This is a genomic window from Ruegeria sp. G10, from assembly GCF_056533645.1.
In genome coordinates this window covers 1-23,326 of record NZ_JBQFOQ010000002.1, presented here as the reverse complement: position 1 = coordinate 23,326, position 23,326 = coordinate 1, and the positions used below count along the sequence as shown (strand labels likewise).

Genomic DNA, 23,326 nt, shown 5'->3' with positions numbered 1-23,326 from the left:
GAAGAGTTATGGTAAAAGATTCAACAACCCGCTTCGTCTCTCCCAAAGCCTGGAACCGCATCGAGCAGTGGTCCCGCCGCAAACCCGTGTTTGCGCTTATGGGAGAATTCAGTGCAGGTAAATCGACACTGATGAACTTTCTTCTGCGTAAGCAGGCCCTGCCGACGCAGGTCACTGCCACGCAATTGCCGCCGATCTGGTTTAGCTGGGGCAACCGGCCTGCTTACATAAAGCGCCATGATGGCAGCACGCAGACGATCGAGCTGGATCAGCTTGAACAGGTCGGCGTCAACGATGCGCAGTTCGTGCGGATTTTCCTTGAGGCTGACATTCTAGAGGCTGTCGACCTGATCGATACGCCCGGCATCTCGGACCCGAAGATCTCGACCGATGTGTGGCAACGCGCCGTCGGTCAGGCCAATGGCGTTCTGTGGTGCACACATTCGACGCAGGCCTGGCGCGAGACCGAGCGTGCCACCTGGGTATCGCTGCCTGAACGTCTGCAGCACAAATCGTTGCTGCTGGTCACCCGCGCAGATGCCCTGAATCAGAAAGACCGCCAGAAGGTGCTGCGCCGTGTCAACCGCGAAGCCGGGCATCTGTTTAACCGGACCATCCTGTTCTCCGCCCGAGATGCCATTCTGGCGCGGGACAAAACCGGCGATGCCGAGCTTTGGGCGCGCAGCGGTGGCGGCAAAATGGTCGACAGTTTTCTTGAGATCACCGAACAGATCATGGACAACCGTGCCGACATGCTGGCGCGCTATCAGATCGACAAAACCCTGTCAGATGCGACGAAAGTGGCACCGATGCGCCCCGCCCAAACTGACGAAGACACGCCGCTGAAACTGGTCGATCCGGTCGAGACTTCCTCTGAGACTGGCGATGTGGTCACCAACTTCCCAGTGCGCCCGGCCCGTGTCGAACGCCGGACAGATGAGACCGAGCGGCCCCGGATCGATGCCGGTGAAGCCGAACGGTTGCGCGCCGAAATGGAAGCCGAGGCGGAACCCGCCGACGAAGACCTGCGCGCCCTTTTCGCCGATAAGGAAGAGGAATTGCTGGACCTCAACCTGCTGGCGAACCCGGTCACCGATGTGGACGAATTCGACTTTATGGACGATGACGAGGAGGATGAAGACGAGGCAGAGCTGATCGTTCTTGGCCCGGAATCCGACGCATCCGACGCTGTGGCGCAGGAAGATGAGACTGCGCAAGCAACCGACGAAGACACGCGACCCTCGGGTATCGAATCCTCGGTCTCGTCGATCACCGCGCTGCTGTCTGAACAATCCAAAGCCGAAGCCGAGGATTATGAGCCGGAACCGGAATCGAACGCTCTGGCCCCCGTTCAGGTGGTTTCGATGAACGCGGATGAGGACATCGAGGATGCACCGGAGGCGTCCGAACCACTCAGTGCGTTCGCGATGTGGAATGAAATCGTTGCAACCGAGTCCTTGCCCGACGATGCAAAAGGTCTGCAAAGCGCATTTGCCGCCTTCCTGACCGAGTTTGACGAGATCGCCCGCGAACACAGTGCCCGCATTGACAAAGAGATGCCGCGCGCGGTTCCCGAACCCGGCACCACTGGCGGAGCGGAATGGCATGCTGTTTGACCTGCAGATGAGGGCGATTTGCACAGGCAGGCGACGTCATGTCGATTGACGCTGCTCTGTCCTCGGCCATCGAGACCATACCCGACTGCGTAGCAGCCGGGTATCTTGATATGGAGACCGGGATGCTGTTGGGCACCCACGCATCGGACTCTGACATTGCGGATGCGCTGGATCATCTGGCGCTGGCCGTGGCGAACCTGTTTCAGGGGCGCGGCGTCAAAGGGTTCGAGGATCTTTTGCGCGCCGCGCAGATTGACGACACGGAACACCCTGGATTTGGGGAAATCGCGGTGTTTTCCAATGATCGTCTACACATCTTCCTCAGGACCCGGGAATACCCTGATCACGTGGTGTGCTATATCTGCCGCGACAGCGCAAATGTCGGGCTTGCGTTAACGAAATCACATCTCAGCCTTGGGCCGGTGGCGGCGGCGGTTTAGACGGGACCAGAGGGGGTCACGGCATGATGGACAGTGAAATTCTTGAGATGCTCGAAGATATCGGGCGCTCATCGGTGGCCAGGCTGTCTCCGGCCACCTACCTTGCGGGCGACAGTGCTCAGTTGCGCCGGGGTCAGGTGCTGGACACGATCCGGGGCACAATCCTGCCGCGGCGGCTAGAATTCACCGCCGCAGATGGCGCGGTATTGGCGATTGAGGTCAACAGTTCCCGCATCACCGATGTGTTCCGCTGCGCCACGGGGCCGGTGCCGGATTTCGAGACCGAAGCCCGCGAAGACCTGACCGAGCAGCTGGCGCGGCTGGTAACAGAAATCGCAACCGCCGCGGGACCGCTTGAACTCGTCTCGCTGCGCCCCGATGCGGCGCTTGAGGCCGATGATGTCGGCATCACCTATTCCGAAATAAAAGCCGCTTGTGCCCGGATCGACCTACCGGATGAACCGCTTATGTCGATCGTGCCGGACGCTGAACCGGAGACCGAGGCCGAGCCAGCGAGCAATGCCAGCATTGCCACCCAGTTCTACGCGGGTTCTGATCGGTTCGCTCTGGGGCGTGTACTGATGGGCTCTGACAAGGACACCGTATTTGACGGCCTCTGCGCCCCGGATCAGCCCGCCCATCCCGGTCCCGAGCTGTTGGCTCGTTTCGCCCGTGATCTGGCAGGTTGGCAGACCGATGGGGCCGACGCGCTGTCGTCGCCTCAGCTGATCGTCATGCGGCCTTCGGGGGGTCAGGGAGCGGGACTTGCCGTTGTTACCGATGGCCAACAAACCGCCGCCGCGCTCCATGACGCTCGCAAACTGGGGGCTGTCGTCAACCTGTGGAAGTCCTTGAAACCCGCCGTCGAATGACCGCGATCCCGCCCAATAGTGTCCATTTTGTAAAACTAAATCTAAAATACGAGTTACCAGGGTAAATCTTATGAGTGAACTGAACCGCCGCGAGCTTATTCGCATCGCAGAAGACATGAACGAGATGAGCAACGACGAAACCCGTCAGTTCATCTCGCGGATTGTCGACGACCTGTCGAATCTGAAGCCCTCGATCGCCTTTGTCGGGCAAATCAAGGCCGGGAAATCGCGCCTGATCAATGGCTTCACTGGTCAGGCAGAGTATCTGCCTTCGGACGTAAACCCCTGGACCACCGTCATCACCGACATGCATTTCGGCCACCCCTCGGGCCGCACCTCGGGGGCCGAGTTCCATTTCTTTGACAACCGCCAATGGCAGGCGCTGATCGCCGAGGGCGAAGAGTTGCGCAACATGTTCCCTGATGAAGAGGACAGCTATAAGCGTGAGATGATCGAGGAACAGGTCGAGGCGATGAAAACCCGCGCCAAACTGCGTTTGGGTGAAAGCTATAAGCACCTGCTGGGCCAGCATCACGATCTGGATGAGCTGACGACGGACGATCTGGCGCGCTATGTCTGCGCCGGGGATGATCCCACCGAAGAAGGTCAGCACGATCCCGGTTCAGACCGGGGTCTGTACAGCGATATCACCCGCAAGGCCGAGGTCTATTTTGACATCGGCCATTTTCCGTATCCGATCACCGTCACCGACACGCCCGGCGTCAATGACCCGCTGCTGATCCGCGAAGAGATCTCGCGCCAGTACCTCAAGGAATCCGATTTCTTCGTGGTTGTCCTGTCCGCGCATCAGGCCCTGTCGCGAGCGGACCTGAAGCTGTTCCGTCTGATGCAGGCGCTGGAGCTGGGGCAGATCGTGGTTTTCATCAACCGCGTGGACGAGTTGGGCGGCGGGGCCGAAGATGCCTCGAAGGTGCGTGCTGATGTGATGGACGGGCTGGAACAGGCCCTTGGCAATGCGGATATCGATGTGCTGATGGGCAGTGCCCAATGGGCGCATTACGCCCTGACCGGGGACGAAACCGGCATCGATCACGACGAGATTCTGGCCTGGCTGCGCGCCCATCCCGAACAGATGCAGCAATACCTGTCCGGCGTCGAAGAGATCAAGCAAGGCCCCGGCCCGATCAGCCGTGAAGGCGTGTTGCGCTTTGCTGCGATGATCGCCTCGGGTCTGCCCGATCTGCGCCGTCACGTCACCAAGGCGCTGACCGAGGGTCCAAGGCACGAGCAATTGCATATGGCATGGCAGCACCTCAACAGCTTTGCGCAGGGTGAGCTTGAGCGCAGCACCGCCCATTTGCGGGCGATCGAAGCGCAGGTTGAACCAGACGCCGCAGATGCCGATGAAAACAATCAAACACTGGCTGAGCTGCGCGCGCTGGTCGCCGACAAGACCGAGGCGATCACCAAAGATATGGACGACGTACTGGCCAACTTGCGCGGCGTGATGGACGACACGGTGTCCGAAGCGGTGTCGATCGTAGTACGCGGCCCGGACGGGCAATCGCCGCTGCTAGCCAAGAACGGCGATACCGAGCTGAACTTTACCCCCCTGCGCGAACGGATGCGCGAACTCGTGCAGGGCGCAACTCAAGTCGTGCGCCAGCGCATGCTGAGCGAGCTTTATGCTATCGATATGCAAAGCAACGCCGCCCTCCGCGCCCTGCCCGGCTGGCAAGAACCGGTGGATAACCGCATGAACACAAGCGCGGTGCGCTGGTTCCGCCCCGACACGACCGCCCTGACCCGTGGCATCACGGTTGAGCTGCGCGTCACTTGGTTGTCGCGTCTGATCTCGCGCCGCAGTGTTCTGAACCGGGCCGAGCGGATGATCGTGCAGGAATTTGAGATGATCGGCGATGATCTGGTGGACACTGCCCGCAGTGATCTGACAGAACGGTTGCAAACCGTTTTGGATCACTATCTGGCGCTACTGGCCGGGCATCTGGAACATCGAACCGGTGGCGGCACCAATGCCCGCGCCGAAGCGCAGCGCGCAGTGGATCAGGCGCGCCGCATCACGGATGAGCTGGGGTCGGTGCAGGGTACCGCATCGGCAGATACGCGACAGGCAGAGGCTGCAGAATGATTGAATTCCCCGGAACCGAGCAGGAAGTGCGCCAGCTGGAGCGCTTTTTGACCGTCACCGAAAAGCAACCCGCATCAGCGGACTTGGACGAGATGCGCGCCCGCGCTCTGGCCCATGCCGAGCGGTTGTCGAACGCGGTGTCAATCGGGTTCGCCGGGGAGTTTGGTGCGGGCAAATCCAGCCTCGCCAACATGCTGGCGGGCGCCGATATCCTGCCCACCGGCCCACAGCACCTAAAGCTGCCTCTGGTCATCGTGGCTTATGCCGATGCGCCCGAAACCACCGTCGGCTGGTGGGACAAGGAACCCAAGGTCTATTCCGGCATCGCGCTTGAAAAAGCGGCGGCCGACAATCCCGATTTTATCTCGGTCGGGCTGAACACCCCTGCCCTGCAGGAAATCTCGTTGTTTGACCTGCCCGGCGCAGGGTCTCTCGACGAGTCATATGAGCAGACGTTGAACTTGCTGGAATATGTCGACTGCGCGATTTGGTGCACCAATGGTACCAATGCCTGGCGCGAGACCGAGCGGCATCTGTGGTCGAAAGTCCCGCAAAAGCTGCGTGACAACAGCCTGCTGGCCGTCACCCATGCCGACCTGCCGCCAGTGCGTGACGCCCTGGATCGGGTTCTTGGTCGCCTGAATAAGGAAAAAGAGGGCCTGTTCCGCACGGTCGTGCCCATCGGAACGCCCGTGGCCGTGCGTGCCATGGAACAGGAACCTGAGCCTGATTTTGAACTCTGGGAAAGCTGTGGCGGTCAGACCCTGGCCGAGCAGGTGCTTCAGATCGCCTCAGACCATCGCCAGCACGACCTGGAAGCCGCGCGCAAGGACCTGGCGCAGGAGTTTCTGCCTTATCTGGAAGAATTGGGCGGTGACGCAACCGACGCCTCGAATACGGACAGTCAGGCAGTTCACAACAGTCTGGAATCCGCCCTGCCCCCGCTGGATAACCCGATCCTCGAAGACTGGCTTGCGGCGATTGCCAGCATTTATGACGACCTCCGCGAAAGCTCGGAGATCGAACCAGCCGCATTCCTGCAAAGCTGTCAGGAGATCGTCGAGGATTTCGCCGAACGGCTCGAGTCAGGTCAGGAGATTGACCCCGACGCCGACTGGATTCCGGCAGAATTCGAGAAGGCCACAGACTTGCTGTTGCTGCTTCAGTTCGAAAGCGGCGATGCGCCTCTGAAGGACGCCATCAGCATCCTCGCACAACTCAGCGACAACCTCGCCTGGGCCGGAAGCACGGTCGCGTCAGCTCCGCCCAGAACGGGCACCTGAGCCTTACCCGCTAAAATTGAGCCGCAATGCAGCGATTCGAGGCGGCGAGAATCACGCCGCCATTGTTTCGAATCCGTGGACCAACTGGCGAATTCGGCAGGATAGACTCCAAGATTTTCGCCATAAGTTTACAATATGTTGTACCGCAATCGAATATCGGCACTATATCGTCTATTTGCGATTCTTTGATCCTTAGTGAAGCCATCAGGCGGCCCCAATAAAGTCAAATTTGAAACGTCTAACCGTCTCAAGTGTCCTGCGGTTGTGTTTGGTTGTGAGTTCGCGGGCTGAAGCCCCAGTTATCTATGCCGCAAAACGTATGAAATGGGCGGGAAGATATGAGCCACAACCAGGCTGTCGGCGCAACGCACGACGAACCTCAGATCGAAGGACTGCAACCCGGCGCGAAGCTGCTGCGCGGTCAGTATGAAATCCTCCGTTTTCTCAGCAATGGCGGTTTCGGAATCACCTATCTGGCCAAGGACAGCCTCGACCGCGAAGTTGTGATCAAGGAATGCTATCCGGGTGCCCTGTGCCGGCGCAGCGGTGATGTCGTCGAACCGGCCAACCCCGATCACAAGGATGACCTGCGCGCAATTATCGACCTGTTCATTCAGGAAGCCCGCAACCATGCGCGGCTGGTCCACCCCAATATCGTCGATGTGCATCAGGTGTTCGAGGATAACAACACCGCCTATATCGCGATGGACCTGATCCGGGGTTGTGACCTGCTGGATTATGTCGAAAACCCGGACAACAAAAGTGGCCCGGATTTCATCATTCAGGTCACCGAAAAGATGCTCTCGGCGGTTTCGTTCATCCACCAGAGCGGCATGCTCCACCGTGATATCTCGCCGGACAACATCCTGATCGATGAAAATGGCGAACCGGTCCTGATTGATTTTGGCGCTGCACGCGAACAGGCCGCACACAAGTCGGCCGCGTTGTTGACTCTGCGGGTGATCAAGGACGGCTATTCGCCACATGAATTCTACGTGCGCGGCGCGGAACAAGGGCCCAGCAGCGACCTCTACGTGCTGGCCGCCACGCTATATCACGCGATCAGTGGTGAACGCCCGATTGACGGTCAGACCCGTCTGAACGCGTTCAACAACGGGCAGGACGATCCCTATGAGCCCTTGACGGGGCGTTTCAAAGGCTACCCGGACGGGTTCCTTGAGGCGATCGACAAAGCGATGGAGGTGCACGCCACCGACCGCCTGCAATCGGCGCTGGACTGGCTGCGCATGTTCCGCGGCCCCGGCGTGATGTTCGACTCCTTCGCATATCGTCCTGTGTCGGTCATCGTCGGCATGGATCGGCAGGACGAAAAGGCCGAGAAAGAGCGCATCAAAGCCGAGAGCGAAAACGCCGAGGCCGTCGTGACCGCCCTGCTGGCCGGAAACTCGGATCTGGTACTGGGCAACGAGGATAAATCCGAGGACGAGTTGGCCAAGTTCGCCCCTCAAGAACAAGAGGTTGCAGCCGTCGATACGGTCGTGAAAAGCGGGTCGGGCGGCAGCGGCAAGATGATTGCGGGGGCAGCGGTGGTGGTCGCCGCACTGGCCGCCGGAGGGTATTTCGTTATGTCGGGCGATCAGTCGACGCCCGAGGCAACTCAGGTTGCGGCAGAGGTTCCTGAACCTGTCGCAACCGAGCCGGAACCGGTCGAGCAGACCGCCGAAGCCGTAACAGAGCCGCAACAGGCCGAACCTGCTTTGGCACCGGAATCAGCGCAAGATCAACCTGTCGAGCAGGCACAAACCGCGCTGGACGAGCCCGCTGTGGCCGAAGCCCCGGTGGAAGAAACACCGCCCGCGACCCAGGATACCGTCGCGGTTGAGGCAGCGCCTGTCGAAACTGCTCAGGCCCCGACCACACCCGTGGATCTGGCTCCCGATCAGGTAGCCTTTGGCCATTGGGATGTCGAAATTCCGTTCACCATGTCCAAGCGCCGCAGCTCCACCGGCAACGTCATCGCCATCAATGGCGTCGAAGCGGGCCAGGATATGGCGGTGATCGGAGAGTGGGTGCAGCGCGGCGCGACGATCTTCACGCTGAACGGTGAACCCATTCAGGCAAACGCCTCGCTTGCAGCGCAGGTCCTGAATGATTTCACGGTCGATCCTGATGGATACATCCGCGTCGCAGCGCGTTATCGCCCGCTGGGCCAGACCCGGGCGCAGAACGGCCTGCTGGCCCTGCCCGCATACCGCATGTTCGGCCTGCAAAACGGATATGGTTTCGACGTCCGCCATTCAGGGGATGCCGGATGGCAAACCGTGGTGACTCAGGTTCCACAAGACGCCGCAGGCGGCCTGCAGCGCGGCGATGTGCTGCTGCGCGAGGCGCTGACCGGAATTGCCGTGGACGAGCCGGAAAGCCTCGATGGCATCCTGGCGCAGCTTGTGTCGGACAACGAGCCACAGGCGCGCCTGAGCGTGATGCGCAACGGTGGAGAAAGCACGGCGGTTATGCCGTTGGCGCAGGAGTAATTCAGACCGGTTATTTGTGAAATTCGCCAGCGTGTGTGTGCTGAGGGTGACGGCAACAACCTCACCCCGTCGGGAACCGGCCCGTCGCGACATTACCAGTATCTTCGTTTCCCTTTCATCAGTGCCTTTGCGCGCGTTGCGCAATGGTTTGTAGCAGCCCCGCGGGATGATCCCCGTGCCAGAATTCAAAAAGGTGTCGACACCATGTTCAAATATAAAAGCCCTCTGAGCCGGCTTCTCGAAGGTGCCGGCAAACCGAAAGAAGAAGAAACCGCCGACGTCGAGGCGGTGCGGGAAGAAAAGCCTGAACCGATCGCGGATTTCAACGCCCTGCGCGCCGCACTTGGTGGCGGCAACATGGCCTCCGAAAGCTATGAGGACACCGATGAGCTGATCCCCGAAGAGGGGATGACAGAGTTTGCTGAGGAGCAAGCAGCTGAAACTGCCGAAGTAGAAGAAGAGATCGCCACCGAGACCGTCGCAGAAGAGGAAGATGACCAGATCGTCACCCTTCACCTCAGCCCCGAAGACGCGGTTGAAGATGTCGAGGAAAACAACATACTGGCCGCGGTGGCAGAAGAGGCCGCAGCGCCTGAGCCGGAAACCATCGACGAAGCACCGGCTGAGCCGGAAGTTGTTGCAGAGCCTGCACCAGAGCCGACCCCTGAACCGGTTGCCGAACTGCCCGAACCGACGCCGGTGGCCGAAGCGCCTGCTCCAACCCCTGCGCCTGCCCCCGTAGAAGACCGTCGTTCGCGTGTGAAAACAACATTTCTGGGCTTTGAACGCGCCGATACGCATGTTCAGGAACTGATCGAAACCGCCGAACCGGTCGCCAAGACCGAGGCCGCACAGCAGACCTTCCCGGTCGGCTGGCTTGTTGTCACCTCCGGTCCCGGTCGTGGCGCGAGCATCACCCTGACCGAAGGGTTAATGCAGATCGGTCGCAACGACGATCAGGCCATCCAGCTTGATTTCGGCGATACCGGTATCTCGCGCAGCAACCATGCTGTGATAGCCTATGACCCCGAGGACCGGAAATGCTATCTGGGTCATGGCGGCAAGGCGAACCTTGTGCGTCTGAACGGCAAGCCGGTGCTCAGCACCATTGCCCTGTCCAGCGGCGACCTGATCCGCATCAGCGAGACTTCAATCCGCTTTACCGCCTTCTGCGACGATGGCTTTGACTGGCGGGATGCCGATTGATGCTGGCGACCCCTGCATATGACATCGCCCTGATCCTGGACCAGGGTCAGCGCGAGACGCAGGAAGACGCGATTGCCGCGCGGGTCTTTGACTCGGCCAATGCTGGCTATGTCGTGATTGCCGATGGCATGGGCGGGCATGACGCGGGCGAGGTCGCATCCGAGCTTGTGATCACCGCCTGGCAAGAGGCGCTGGACACGCAGCTTGAAGACGCCAACGTGACGAAGGGTGCTCTGCTCGACGCCCTGCCCATGGCAGCCATGCAGGCAAATGCCCAGGTGGCCAGCCATGGCGAAACCTCCGGGGTCCGGCTGGGGTCCACCCTGCTGGGCACCCTGCTGATCGATCAGAACCTGTTCTGGATTTCGATCGGCGACAGCCCCCTCTACCTGTTCCGCGATGGAACCCTGAGCCAGATGAACGAGGATCATTCGATGGCCCCCGTGATCGACGGCCAGCTTGCGCAGGGCCTGTTGACCGAGGCCGAAGCGCAAGCCCATCCGGATCGCAACCAGCTGACCTCGGTCATCATGGGGGCGGCTATTCCCAAGGTGGATTGCCCCGAAGAGCCTTTGGCGCTCACCCCGGCAGATGTTGTGATCCTCGGCAGCGACGGGCTGCAATATCTCAGCAATCCCGAGATCGAGGCCCTGCTGCAGGCGCATGTTCACGCGCCGGCCCGCGACATTGCGGATGCGCTGCTGCAAGCGCTCCACGGCAAGGCCGACCCGGATCAGGACAATATTTCAATCGCCGTGGTCAAACCGGCGCAGACATAACAAGGCAGAGAAACAGGACAACATGAGAACCCATCTGATCATATCCAGCCTGGCTCTTGCAGCCGCAACAGGGGCGGCCTCGGCGCAAGAGGCGTGTTCAACCTATGAGATTCAGCGCGGCGACAGCCTGCGGGAATTGGCAATCCAGGTCTACGCGACCGAGGATTACCGGTTCATCTATGACGCCAACCGCGATGTCATCGGCTCGAACCCCAACATCATCCGGGTCGGCGATGTTCTGACCTTCCCGTGTCTGGAAGACATTGGCCGCGCGCCCGAACTGCCCGATACCGAAGCCGGTCGCATGGCGGCTGAAATGGCCTCAGAACTGGTCAAAGCTGCGGAAGAACGTGCTGCAAAAGCCATCGCCGAGGCCGAAGCCCGCGTGGCCGCCGCCGAAGCCGAGGCCAAGAAAGCCAGCGAAGACGCCGTGATCGCGGCCAAGGCCGAAGCCAAGAAAGAGATCGAAGCCGCCCGCGCCGAAGGTGCGGCCCTGATCCGCAACGCCGATGGCGGCGCGCAGCCCGAGATTCGCGATCGCCAATTGCTGCTGATCACCGGCGGCAACTATGCCCCCTTCACGGACGAGGCGCTGCCGAACCGGGGTCTCTACACCGATCTGGTCGAGACCGCGATGCTGCGGGCCGCGCCCGAGCAGCCATACAAGATTCAGTTCGTCAATGACTGGTCCTCGCATCTGGATCTGTTGATGCCTACGCTGGCCTTTGACGCGACTTTCCCTTGGTCCCGCCCGAACTGTGAAGAGGCCGAGGCCCTGTCGGAAAGCGACCGCAACCGCTGCGAAACCTATAACTTCTCGAACCCGTTTTACGAAGTCGTCGATACGTTCTTCGCGAAAGATGGCTCGGGCTATGAAGAAACTCTGACCTACGCGGATTTTGCGGATACCACGATCTGCCGCCCCGAAGGCTGGTCCTTGTCGCACATGGATGCGGTGGGCCTGTATGAGCCCGCAATCACCCTGATGCGCCCGGTTTCGCCTGACGACTGCTTCCACGCCGTCATGGATGGCAGCGCCGATATCGTCGCCATCGAGGCCCATCTGGCGGTCGAGGCCATCAGCCGTCTGGGTTACGAGCATCAGATCATCGAAAACCCCAACCTGGCGGCAATTAAGTCGCTTAACGTCATGACCCACAAAGATAATCCGGATGGGGAAGCGATCCTTGAGACGCTCAACCAGGGTCTGACGATCATGCAGCAATCCGGCGAATGGCGCGACATCGTGTCGACCGCCCTGCGCTATCAAATGGAAAATGGCTAAGGCCCCAATTGGCCTGACAAAACAAAAGTCTGGAGGACGAGGACATGATGAACAAGACACTTAAAAAGGCACTGCTCTCAGCATCGGCCGTGACGACCCTGAGCGCAGGCGCCGCCGCTGCGCAAGAGGCCTGCACCAACTACACCGTTCAGGACGGAGACACGATGGCAACCATCGCTATCGCAGCCTACGGCACGTCGAACTATCAGCCCATCTTCAACGCGAACCGCAACGCAATCACCAACCCGGGCGCGCTAGAGCCCGGTCTGGTTCTGGCCTTGCCCTGTGAGGATGGCAGTCTGCCAAACGGCCGCAGCGCTCAGGAAGTGATCGCAGCCGAGGAACAACGTGCGGCCAGCGTAAAACGCTCGAACGTCTATGCTCCGCCGATCAAGATGGTCGCGGGCAACGGCTGGGAACCCTTCACCACAGAAGCGCTGAGCGGTGGCGGTATCATGACCCGTCTTGCAACAACCAGCTTGCAGCGCGCGGGCAACAGCCGCGACTATTCGGTTAGCTTTGTGGATGACTGGAGCTCGCATCTGGACACCCTTCTGCCGCTTGGTGCGTTTGACATTTCGATCGCATGGACGATCCCGGATTGCACCAACCGCTCGTATGAGTGGTCGGCAGAAACCGAAGCACGCTGCACGCAGTTTGTTGCGTCCGTTCCGGTCTACGACGTTGTGGGGGGCTTCTTCACCCTGCCCGAAAGCGAATATGCCGGTGCCACTGATTTCTCGGACTTTGAGGGCTCGACCATCTGCCGCATGGCAGGCTGGAGCATGGTTGTTCTGGAAGAAGTTGGCCTGAACCACACAAATACCTCGGTCGTGCAGCCGAACTCGGCCCGCGAATGCCTCGATGCGGTTCTGACCGGTACCGCAGATGTGGCCGCATTCGAAGTCGAACTCTTCGCCTCGACCATGAAGGATATGGGTCTGACGTCGAGCGACATCGTCGAGAACCCTTATGTCTCGACCCTGTCCTCGATGAGCTTCCTTGCGCACCGCACCAACCCCTTCGCACGCGAGTACATCGCCATGATGAACAAGGGCCTGGTCGAGATGCGGGAATCCGGTGAGTGGTACGCGATCATCTCGGACACGCTGCGCGAACAGAACGAAAAGCTGAACGCAGCATCCAACTGATCCCTCGGTCGAAAAGACCATTTTTTGGGGGCTGGTCCAAGGACCGGCCCCTTTTTTATGCCCGCTGGTTTTGTGCAGCGTTGGCGAACGCCGTGGTTCGAATCGCGAGGTATTTGCCAAATTGTATGAACATAAGTGTTTCAAATACTGTATCTAGCGCATAAAAGCGGCCTTCATACGGGAATCCCCCAATGTTCAGCGCGATCAATAAGCGTAGGATACCATTAACTGCACCGGTGAGGCGTCAGCCCCGCCACTCACTCAGAAAAGGGTTGGCTATGGGGGCCGACCCTTTTCTTATTGGGGCGAACAAAAAAACCGGCCCCGAAGGGGCCGGATTTCGTTTGCATCGAGCCAGTGGGGAACTGGGCGTCAGCCGATAATCGCGTTCAAGGTTGCGCTGGGGCGCATCACTGCCGCAGCCTTGACCGGATCGGTGTGATAGTACCCACCCAGATCCGCAGCCGCACCTTGCGCTGCGGCCAGCTCGGACAGAATTTGGTCTTCCTTGGCAGCCAGTTCCCGAGCCAACGGCGCGAACTGGGCCGCAAGCGCTGCATCATCAGTCTGCTGAGCCAGGGCCTCGGCCCAGTAGCGGGCGAACCAGTAGTGGCTGTCGCGGTTATCCGGCTGACCGACCTTGCGGCTGGGTGATTTGTTGTTGTCCAGAATGCCCTGCGTCGCGGCTTCGGCAGCGGCACCCAGAACACCGGCCTTGGCGTTGCCCTTGCTGTCGGCCAGGAAGTTCAGGGATTCACCCAGCGCACAAAACTCACCCATCGAGTCCCAGCGCAGGTGGTTTTCCTCGACCAGCTGCTGGACGTGTTTCGGTGCTGAACCGCCCGCGCCTGTCTCGAACAGACCACCGCCATTCATCAGCTTGACGATCGACAGCATCTTGGCCGAAGTCCCCAGTTCCAGGATCGGGAACAGGTCGGTCAGATAGTCCCGCAGCACATTGCCGGTGATCGCAATCGAATCCTTGCCCGCCGTGATGGTCTCAAGCGACTGGCGGGTCGCCTCGCGCGGGGCCATGATCAGGAACTTGTCAGCCACGCCAGCCGCCTCAAGCGCCGGTTTGACATATTTGATAAGTTCTGCGTCATGGGCACGGTTCGCGTCCAGCCAGAAGATCGCCTCGGACCCGGTCAGACGCTGACGGTCCATCGCCAGCTGAATCCAGTTCTCGATAGGGGCCTTCTTGACAGTGCAGGACCGCCAGATATCGCCCTGCTCGACCTCATGGGAATGCAGCGCCTCGCCATTGGCCAGAACGATCCGGATGGTGCCATCGGCTGGTGCCTGGAACGTGGTCGGGTGAGAGCCATACTCCTCGGCCTTCTGCGCCATCAGACCCACGTTGGCCACGGCTCCGGCAGTCGCCGGGTTCAGCGCGCCGTTGGCTTTGAAGAACTTGATGGATTCATCATAAACCGGCGCATAGCAGCGGTCGGGGATCACGCAGTTGGTGTCACCCTTGGCACCGGTCTCATCCCAGCCCTTGCCGCCCGCACGGATCACCGCAGGCATCGAGGCGTCGATGATCACGTCCGACGGGACGTGCAGGTTAGTGATGCCCTTGTCACTGTCGACCATATACATGGACGGGCGGTCGCCCTTCAGCGCATCAATGGCGGCCATGATATCGGCATTGCCCTGAACCCGTTCCAGCAGATCGCCCAGACCCGAGTTCGGGTTCACACCCAGCGCCTCCAGCTCCGCGCCGAATTTCTCGAACACAGGGGCCAGCCACGCCTTGACCGCATAGCCAAAGATGATCGGGTCGCTGACCTTCATCATAGTGGCCTTCATGTGCAACGAGAACATGGTGCCGTCTGCCTGGGTGTCTTCGATGGCTTCGGCCAGAAACGCCGACAGCGCCTTGACCGACATGAAGGTCGCATCGGCAACGGTGCCTTCCTCAAGCGGCCAGCCGTCTTTCAGGACGGTCACGCCGCCATCTTTGCCCACGAATTCGATCTTCGCATCACCGGCCTGCGCGGCGGTGATGGTGGCCGATTTCTCGTTGGCATAGAAATCATTGCCCGGCATCGAAGACACTTTGGTCTTGCTGTCCGACGCCCACGTACCCATCGAATGCGGGTTCTTCTGGGCGTAGTTCTTCACCGCCCGCGCCGCGCGGCGGTCACTGTTGCCTTCGCGCAGAACCGGGTTCACCGCCGAGCCCTTGATCGCGTCATAGCGCGCCCGGATCGCCTTTTCCTCATCGGTCGAGGGTTCCTCGGGGTAGTTCGGGATATCATAGCCCTGCGACTGCAATTCCTCGATAGCCGCTACCAGCTGCGGGACCGAGGCCGAGATGTTCGGCAGCTTGATCACGTTGGCGTCCGGCGTCTTCACCAGCTCGCCCAGAGCAGCCAGATCATCGGTGATTCGCTGCGCCTCGGTCAGGTTCTCGGGGAAGGTCGCGATGATACGCCCGGCCAGCGAGATATCCTTGGTGCCAACGCTGACACCCGCGGCGGATGCGAACTTGCGGATGATGGGCAGGAACGACGCGCTCGCCAGCTCGGGCGCTTCGTCTACAATGGTATACAATATATCGAAGTTCGAATTTTCTGCCATATTCCCTTACCTTTTTTAAAGCCTTTCGGGGCGTGCGATCCAAGAGTATGTGCCAACGTGATTCAATGGCACCGAGCCGTAACGGGGCAGTTGTGCCCCACGGGTGACTCTGATTTGACAGGGCATCCCTTAAATCAGGATGGGCTTGGGATCAATCGTATTTGAAGGCGCATATTGACACGGGGTGGTTCAGATCCCGGGGCGGTCAGGAAAGACAAGGTGACTTAGTCCGACTTCAGCCTGTTTCTTGGCGACATAATCTGCAATCAGCGCATCCATCGCTTCCGGAACACCATCGGACGCGTCTTTCGAGATCAAGAAGCCCTCCTTTTTGAAGCCACGCAATACGATCTTGCGACCGTTCTCTCCTGTGTTTGCCAGAAAGGACTTAATCTCAGTTGTTGCAAGGTCAGTCTTGCCGACGCCAGCGTAAAAAACGGCACGGGCGATCGAATCTGTATTCTGCCCGACCAAAAGCAAACTCGAGACCGTTAGCTTCAGTCTCTCAAACAAGTTCCGTTTTTGGTTACCTAACACCAAGTATTTTTCAACAGTCGCAATCCCATCGGCATCATATCCCATACGGAAGTTCGTAGCGGCAAGAAACAAAAGTGCCGTCGACGACTCTGGGAAAAGCTCAACAGCCTTTTCTGCCGTCGATAAAGCGACGTCTGTATCACCCGAATACTGAAGCGCATAACCAATGCGATAGGTATAGACCCATTCTTTATCGGGCCACGCCAATGCAGCCTGATTGAGGAGTTGTTCAACGCGTTCAAATTCGCTTTGATCAGCAAGCAGGTTAATGAGGTCCTTCATCGCGCTCTGATGGTCGGGCACAATCGCCAAGACTCTTTCGTAGTCGCGCGTTGCAGAGCCAGTTTCTCCACGCTGACAATGCAGCTTAGCCTTGTTGTATAGCGCATAAGTATCGTCTTTGTTGATCCGCAAAACCTGTTCAAAATCCGCATCCGATGCTTGCCGATCTCCAAGCGCATTATGTGCGTAAGCCCGCCAAACGAGCATTCTGGGATTGCCAGGCGTAAGGGACAGTGCGTGGTTCGCGTCCGACAGGGCTTTGTCGTAGATATTCGCCCGGTAATGTGCCTCAGCACGTTTTGAATAATAAAGAAACTGGTATTCTGGCCGAGGGTCATTCGTACCAATTAGCGCAGTACACGCCACGATGGAATTAGACGGTGCGCCATGTCCGCTTACGCATTGCGCAAGTAGATCTTCCGACTTCAGAGGCTCGGAATACCATAGCAGAGCGGCGATGCAGATAATGATTATTGCGGCAAGGCGGACCTTCATTCAAACTCCTCTTCTGATAAATAACTCTACTATAGATAGTATCGACGCGATTCGTTTACAAGTTAACGACATCCATCAAGCCGTTGGAAAGATTATTTCAAATCGCGCACCAACGGTAGACGAGGCCAGCGAAATCTGCCCCCCATGTGCATCCAGCAGGCTTGCCGCGATGGCCAGTCCCAAACCGGTGCCACCCTGTTCGCGGGCGGTTGTGAAGAAAGGGGCGAAGATGCGATCCCGGTTACCGTCTGATATCCCGGGTCCATCGTCCTGAACCGTCAACCGGCCCGGTGTGGCGCGCAGCATGACCTGACCCGCGCCGTGACGGCTGGCATTGTCCAGCAACTGCTGCAGAACCACTCTCAGACCTGATGCGGCGAGTGGGAGGCTCTGATCAAGGCCATCGAACCGCAGATCAAGCCCGGTGAAACGCTCTTGCAAATCGTCGGCCAACTCAGCCAGCGTACTTGCCCCGTGATGCTCGGGCACCCGGGCGACGGCGACGCGGTTGAGGGCGCTCAGGTGGGTTTGCATCTGATCGTTTGCGCCCAGAATCTGCCACAGCAAAGCCCGGTCCTGATCCGACAGGTCCGGTGAGTCGTCCAGCAGCTCTCCGGCGGCGCGGATTGCTGTCACTGGTGTCTTCAACTCATGCGTCACGTGGTCGGCAAAGCCGCGGATTGAGGCTTCGCGGCGTTGCAGGGTTTCGGCCATCCCGAGAACCGATCTAGCCAGACGTGACAATTCCTGCGTTCCGTAATGCTCCGGTGGTGCGGCGGTCTGGCCGAATTCGACCGAGGCCGAATAGGCCGCCAAAGCCGAAATCGGGCGCAGTAGCAAACGCACCAGAAGATAGCCCAGAACCCCGGTTGCCACGCCGATCACCCCCGCCAGCAGCAGCGCCGCGTTGCGAAATCCGATCTCGGGGCCCAGATAGCGCAGCGCGATCAGGCCAAGCAGCGACAGGACCAGCGTACCGGCCAGTGCGCCGCCCAGAACAAAGCCCAGAGAGGGGCGCCACTTGCGCCTTAGCCCGGCCATGCGCCCATCCGCAGACCAATACCATGCACGGTTTCGATGGCGCTGGCCCAGCCCTGCTCTCCCAGCTTGCGCCGCAGGTTACGCAAATGGCTGTCCAGCGTGCGGTCGGCCACGGCGCTGCCCGCGCCGTAGATCGCGTCGATCAGTTGCGGGCGCGAGACGATGGCCTCGGGCGTCTGCATCAGGCGACGCAGGATCGACAGCTCGGTGGCCGTCAGCGCCAGCGCGGCACCATCGATACGCACGGAATGGCCCGCTGCATCCAGTTCGACCGGCCCGTGGCGCAGAACAGCCCCCGCCCCTCGCGCCGAGCTGCGTTTCAGAATCGCCTTGATCCGCGCCACCAGTTCTCGAGGGCTGAAGGGCTTGGTGACGTAATCGTCGGCCCCCAGTTCGAGGCCCAGAATCCGGTCGATCTCATCATCGCGGGCGGTCAGGAAAAGGATCGGCACCTCGGACCGGGCGCGCAGGCGGCGGCAGACCTCAAGCCCGTCCAGTTCGGGCAGGCCCACGTCCAACACCACCAGATCGGGGGCCTCACGCAGGGCATGGGTCAGCGCCAATTGCCCGTCGCGCGCGGTGATGACCTGATAGCCTGCACGCTCCAGCGTGATCGAAACCAGCTCGCGCAGGCGCGGATCGTCATCCACGACGAGGATTTTCATCAGGTCTCTCCGGTTTCGTTTCGGCGTTCAGACTACGGATCACACGATCCGCGCGAAACCCCCATTCCCGCCAATTGCCGATCTGCGGCGCCCATGCCGCACAGCCCGTGGGGCGCGGAGAATGCGCAATCTCGGCCGCCGCCATCGGACCCAGTTGGCAGACATAATATTCATCGTAGCGCTGCGGATGGCGCAGATTTTCCCGCGCAATCAGCGCCGCAAAATTCACGAAAGAACACACGTAGAGCACTCCGAGACCCAGCGCGGCGGATCGCAGCAGCAGCCACCGGTTCGATTTCCCGCACAGGATTTGCCAGCCCACCAGACACAGTCCCGCTACCACCAAACCCATCCAGATCGCGGCATGAACCCGCAGATAGGTCAGGCCATAAGCCTCAACATACAGCGACAGGCGCATGAGAGACGAGATCACCAGCAGCACGTTCTGACCCAGCCACAGCATCATCCAGCGGGTCAGGCCCTGCCGCTCGGCCAGAAACGGGCGCGCGGCAAGGGCGAAAGCCCCGGCCAGCAACGCGGTGGCCAGCAGGGGATAGGCACCGCGATGGGCGTATTCGGCGTGGCTCATGCCGTCGGGCAGGTCGGCATTGCCCCACAGAAACGCGATATCCATGACCGTCTGCACCGCCAGCAGCAGGTTGAAGGTGATCAGCGCATTGGCCACGGATCCAGCGTTCAAGCCAAATCCGGGCAGAGAACGGGGTTGCCTTGGCCCACTCCGCGCGGCCAGCAATTCGGGCCGCACCGCAACGGCGAGAACCGGCCAGATCAACAGAGCGGCCCCCAGCCAGAACAGAAACCGGTCAATGCGAAGGTCAAACCGCCAGAGGTGATCAAGCCAGTCCGACAGGATCGGGTTCGCGGACATCATGAGCGACATCAGGATCAGACCGCCCCCGGCCGGAAATCCCCAAGCCCGTAGCAGGCGCAAAGCCGCACCATCGGCCCGTGATGCGACATGGCCGCTCCGCAGCGCCTCAATGGCGTCGCGGACCGCCAACAACGGGGCCACAGACAAGAATCTGCGCCACGAGGGGCCCTCGTATCGGCCCAGAACCGCCCAGCACAGCGCCACGGTCGAGCCACCCAGCAGAATCGCAACCGACAGCGCCTGCACATATTCCGCCACCGGCAACATGCTGAGCACCAGCAGAACCGCCGGTCCGATCAGGCCCGCCCGCCGCGCCAATAGAAACCACACAACCCCGGCCACGGCGCAGGCAAAAACTGCCAGCGAAACACCCGGGGGATGGTCCAGAAACAACACATCTGCGAGCGCGACCAGAAGCGCCAGACCCCCGGCCGCGTGCCGCCTGCCGGGTCCCGTGTGGCCATCCCGTCGGTTACCCGGCTGCTCGGGCGCATCAAACCACCAGCTGTCCTGCAGAACCGAGGCCGGAACCCCGCGCACGATAAACTGTCCCATATCACTGCTCCATTTGTTCTAGTGCACCGTCTTTCTGACCTGCCGGGGGTGCAGAACATCGCGCATGGCTCGTGCAGTTTTCATGCAGGGCGTCAAAGCCCCTTCCCCTCGCCTGCCCCTCTGGCTAAGACGGTCCTCCAACCGACTATAAGGAGGCCCCCTTGGACCGCATCGCCCGCACCATCGCCACCGAGATCAACGCCCGCCCCGAACAGGTCGGGGCTGCGGTCAGGCTGCTGGACGAAGGCGCAACGGTGCCCTTTGTCGCCCGCTACCGCAAAGAGGTGACCGGCGGGCTGGACGACACGCAGCTGCGCACGCTGTCCGACCGCCTGACCTATCTGCGCGAGCTTGAGGCCCGGCGCGAGGCCATCGTGAACTCGATCAAGGATCAGGGAAAACTGACCGACGATCTGGTCAAATCCATCGCACAGGCCGAGACCAAGGCGCAGTTGGAAGACATCTATCTGCCCTACAAACCCAAGCGCCGGACCAAGGCCATGATCGCACGCGAAAACGGGCTCGAGCCGCTGGCCGATGCGATTCTGGCCGACCGTGCCGCCGATCCCGAAGCGCTGGCCGCAGGTTATCTGGGTGACGCCGTGCCCACCGCCAAGGACGCCCTGAACGGTGCCCGCGATATCATCACCGAGCGTCTGACCGAAAACGCCACCCTGCTGGGGGAGCTGCGCAATTTCATGCAGCGCGAGGCCCTGCTGTCCGCCAAGGTGGTCGAGGGCAAAGAACAGGAAGGCGCGAAGTTCAGCGACTATTTCGACCATACCGAGCTGTGGGCCAAAACCCCCTCACACCGGGCGCTGGCGATGCTGCGGGCCTCGAAAGAGGGCATCGTGACGCTGGATATTGCCCCCGAGCCCGAAACCGGTGCCGCGCGGGCCGAGGCGATGGTCGCCGCCCATTTGCAGACCCGAGGCGACGCGCCGGGCGACAAATGGCTGCGCAAGGTCGCCGGTTGGACATGGCGGGTGAAACTGTCCCTGTCGATGATGGTCGAGCTGATGGCCGATCTGCGCAGCCGCGCGCAGGACGAAGCAATTCAGGTGTTTTCGCGCAACCTCAAGGACCTGCTGTTCGCCGCCCCGGCAGGTGCGCGCGCAACCTTGGGGCTGGACCCGGGCATCCGGACCGGGGTCAAGGCGGCGGTCGTGGATTCAACCGGCAAGGTGGTGGCAACCGATACGCTTTATCCCTTCCAGCCCAAGAACGACCTGCGCGGCGCGCAGGCGGCGATCCTGAACCTGATCTCGGCGCACGGGATCGAGCTGGTCGCCATCGGCAACGGCACCGCCAGCCGCGAAACCGAACGGCTGGTGGCCGACACGTTGGCCCTGCTGCCCAAAACCGTCAAAGCGCCCACCAAGGTTGTGGTGTCCGAGGCCGGGGCCTCGGTCTATTCCGCCTCGGAACTGGCCGCGCGGGAATTCCCCGATCTGGATGTCTCGCTGCGTGGCGCGGTCTCAATCGCGCGGCGACTGCAAGACCCGCTGGCCGAACTGGTGAAGATCGAACCCAAAAGCATCGGTGTCGGTCAGTACCAGCATGACGTGGATCAGCATCGCCTGTCTCAATCATTGGAGTCGGTGATCGAGGATGTGGTGAACGCCGTCGGCGTGGACCTGAACACCGCCTCGGCCCCTTTGTTGTCCCATGTCTCGGGCCTCGGGCCCGGTCTGGCCGAGGCTATCGTCACTCACCGCGACCTCAACGGGGCCTTCGAATCGCGCAAGGACCTGCTGAACGTCGCACGCCTTGGCCCCCGTGCCTTTGAACAATGCGCGGGCTTCCTGCGTATCCGCGACGGGGCCGAGCCGTTGGACGCCTCTTCCGTCCACCCCGAAGCCTATGACGTCGCCCGCCGCGTGGTCAGTGCCTGCGGGCGCGATATCCGGCAGATCATGGGGCATGACGGGGCGCTGAAAGGCCTGCGGGCCGAGCAGTTTGTGGATGACACATTCGGTCTGCCCACCGTGCGCGACATCTTCACTGAGTTGGAAAAACCCGGTCGCGACCCGCGCCCCAGTTTCAAGACCGCCACCTTCACCGATGGCGTGGAAGAGATCACCGACCTCAAACCCGGCATGGTGATGGAAGGCACCGTCACCAATGTCGCCGCCTTTGGGGCCTTCGTCGATGTCGGGGTACATCAGGACGGTCTGGTCCATGTCAGCCAACTGGCCGACCGGTTCGTCAAAGACCCGCATGAGGTGGTCAAGACCGGTCAGGTGGTCAAAGTCCGGGTGGTCGAGGTCGATGTGCCCCGCAAACGCATCGGCCTGACGATGCGCAAAGATGCCGGTGCGTCCGCGCGAGAGGATAAAGCCGCGCGCGGCCCGCGCAAACCCGCGCATCACGGAAAGCCTAAGAGTAACCGGAACGCCCAGCTCCTTCGAGGCACGCAGAATAGCGCATTTGGTGACGCACTCCGGGACGCTCTGAAGCCCAAATAGTCACAAAGAGAAGTTCGGGTGTTTGCGAAGACCTCGTGCGACGGATCACTAAAAGGGCCTCAAACTGAGGCCCTTTTTTTATTTTAAACTCCTCCCGCTCACCTTGGCCATGGCAGGGAGTATGTTTTGACGTTGGTGAAGAACTTGATGGCTTCGATGACGCCTTCCTTGACGCCGTTTCCGGAGTCCTTGATGCCGCCGAAGGGGGACATTTCGATGCGGTAGCCGGGTTGTTCCCAGATGTTGCAGGTGCCCACGTTGAGGCCGTGGATATAGGCAATCGCGCGGTTCAGGTCGTTGGTGCAGACGCCTGAGCTGAGGCCGAACTCGGTGGAGTTCGAGATTGCCATGACCTCTTCATCATTATCCGGTACGCGGACGATGGGGATGATGGGGCCGAAGGTTTCCTCCATCACCAGCTCGCTGTCATGGGGCACCTTGTCGACCACGATGGGCGGCAGCAGCGCGCCCTGACGGCCGGGGTGATAGAGGATTTCTGCGCCTTCTTTCTCAGCCTGATAGACGCGGTTCTCGAACACTTCGGCGGCCTTGTCGTGGATCACGCAGC

17 protein-coding genes are annotated in these 23,326 nt (G+C 60.6%); 11 read left to right on the top strand and 6 right to left on the bottom strand.

Annotated elements, in window-relative coordinates; genetic code table 11:
* Positions 1-8 precede the first annotated feature (8 nt).
* The 10 genes from ACR0KM_RS03920 to ACR0KM_RS03875 all read left to right on the top strand — a co-directional run bounded on the left by ACR0KM_RS03920 (position 9) and on the right by ACR0KM_RS03875 (position 13,237).
* On the top strand, positions 9-1,616 hold the full coding sequence (locus ACR0KM_RS03920; protein WP_480857691.1) for a dynamin family protein: 1,608 nt from the start codon (positions 9-11) through the stop codon (positions 1,614-1,616).
* Positions 1,617-1,654: 38 nt separating this feature from the next.
* A complete protein-coding gene (locus ACR0KM_RS03915) occupies positions 1,655-2,056 on the top strand; it encodes a hypothetical protein (protein ID WP_480820933.1) in 402 nt (133 codons plus the stop codon).
* A 23-nt stretch (positions 2,057-2,079) separates the two neighbouring features.
* The gene (locus ACR0KM_RS03910) at positions 2,080-2,928 is read left to right on the top strand and encodes a hypothetical protein (protein ID WP_480857689.1); all 849 of its coding nucleotides are present in this window, start codon (positions 2,080-2,082) and stop codon (positions 2,926-2,928) included.
* Positions 2,929-2,998: 70 nt separating this feature from the next.
* On the top strand, positions 2,999-5,038 hold the full coding sequence (locus ACR0KM_RS03905; protein WP_480820937.1) for a dynamin family protein: 2,040 nt from the start codon (positions 2,999-3,001) through the stop codon (positions 5,036-5,038).
* Positions 5,035-6,321, top strand: coding sequence for a dynamin family protein (locus ACR0KM_RS03900; RefSeq protein ID WP_480857688.1), 1,287 nt, complete (start codon positions 5,035-5,037; stop codon positions 6,319-6,321). The genes ACR0KM_RS03905 and ACR0KM_RS03900 overlap by 4 nt, the downstream gene beginning before the upstream one ends.
* A gap of 338 nt (positions 6,322-6,659) precedes the next feature.
* Positions 6,660-8,816: a serine/threonine protein kinase gene (locus ACR0KM_RS03895; RefSeq protein WP_480857686.1), complete on the top strand. Its 2,157-nt coding sequence runs from the start codon at positions 6,660-6,662 to the stop codon at positions 8,814-8,816.
* A 204-nt stretch (positions 8,817-9,020) separates the two neighbouring features.
* Positions 9,021-10,022 carry an FHA domain-containing protein gene (locus ACR0KM_RS03890; RefSeq protein WP_480857684.1) on the top strand — a complete coding sequence of 334 codons (1,002 nt, stop codon included), beginning with the start codon at positions 9,021-9,023 and terminating at the stop codon, positions 10,020-10,022.
* Positions 10,022-10,801, top strand: a complete 780-nt coding sequence (locus tag ACR0KM_RS03885) for a PP2C family protein-serine/threonine phosphatase (RefSeq protein WP_480857682.1) — start codon at positions 10,022-10,024, stop codon at positions 10,799-10,801. Before ACR0KM_RS03890 ends, ACR0KM_RS03885 begins: the two co-directional genes overlap by 1 nt.
* A 22-nt stretch (positions 10,802-10,823) precedes the next feature.
* The gene (locus ACR0KM_RS03880) at positions 10,824-12,086 is read left to right on the top strand and encodes a substrate-binding periplasmic protein (protein ID WP_480820947.1); all 1,263 of its coding nucleotides are present in this window, start codon (positions 10,824-10,826) and stop codon (positions 12,084-12,086) included.
* 44 nt (positions 12,087-12,130) lie between these two features.
* Positions 12,131-13,237 carry a peptidoglycan-binding protein LysM gene (locus tag ACR0KM_RS03875; RefSeq protein WP_480820949.1) on the top strand — a complete coding sequence of 369 codons (1,107 nt, stop codon included), beginning with the start codon at positions 12,131-12,133 and terminating at the stop codon, positions 13,235-13,237.
* A 372-nt stretch (positions 13,238-13,609) separates the two neighbouring features.
* Here ACR0KM_RS03875 and ACR0KM_RS03870 read toward each other — a convergent pair whose 3' ends face one another.
* The 5 genes from ACR0KM_RS03870 to ACR0KM_RS03850 form a co-directional block, all read right to left on the bottom strand.
* A complete protein-coding gene (locus ACR0KM_RS03870) occupies positions 13,610-15,823 on the bottom strand; it encodes an NADP-dependent isocitrate dehydrogenase (protein WP_480857680.1) in 2,214 nt (737 codons plus the stop codon).
* Positions 15,824-16,012: 189 nt separating this feature from the next.
* Positions 16,013-17,137, bottom strand: a complete 1,125-nt coding sequence (locus tag ACR0KM_RS03865; RefSeq protein WP_480857678.1) for a tetratricopeptide repeat protein — start codon at positions 17,135-17,137, stop codon at positions 16,013-16,015.
* Between the two features lie 75 nt (positions 17,138-17,212).
* A complete protein-coding gene (locus ACR0KM_RS03860) occupies positions 17,213-18,178 on the bottom strand; it encodes a sensor histidine kinase (RefSeq protein WP_480857676.1) in 966 nt (321 codons plus the stop codon).
* A complete protein-coding gene (locus tag ACR0KM_RS03855; protein WP_480857674.1) occupies positions 18,166-18,843 on the bottom strand; it encodes a response regulator transcription factor in 678 nt (225 codons plus the stop codon). Before ACR0KM_RS03855 ends, ACR0KM_RS03860 begins: the two co-directional genes overlap by 13 nt.
* Positions 18,821-20,290, bottom strand: a complete 1,470-nt coding sequence (locus ACR0KM_RS03850; protein WP_480857672.1) for a DUF4153 domain-containing protein — start codon at positions 20,288-20,290, stop codon at positions 18,821-18,823. Before ACR0KM_RS03850 ends, ACR0KM_RS03855 begins: the two co-directional genes overlap by 23 nt.
* A 161-nt stretch (positions 20,291-20,451) precedes the next feature.
* On the opposite strand from ACR0KM_RS03850, the gene ACR0KM_RS03845 reads away from it, so the two are divergent.
* Entirely contained in the window at positions 20,452-22,758 is a 2,307-nt protein-coding gene (locus tag ACR0KM_RS03845; RefSeq protein WP_480857670.1) for a Tex family protein, read from the top strand.
* Between the two features lie 98 nt (positions 22,759-22,856).
* Here ACR0KM_RS03845 and ACR0KM_RS03840 read toward each other — a convergent pair.
* Positions 22,857-23,326 (bottom strand): aldehyde dehydrogenase family protein (locus tag ACR0KM_RS03840; protein ID WP_480865456.1); only part of this gene is annotated, 470 nt, incomplete at its 5' end.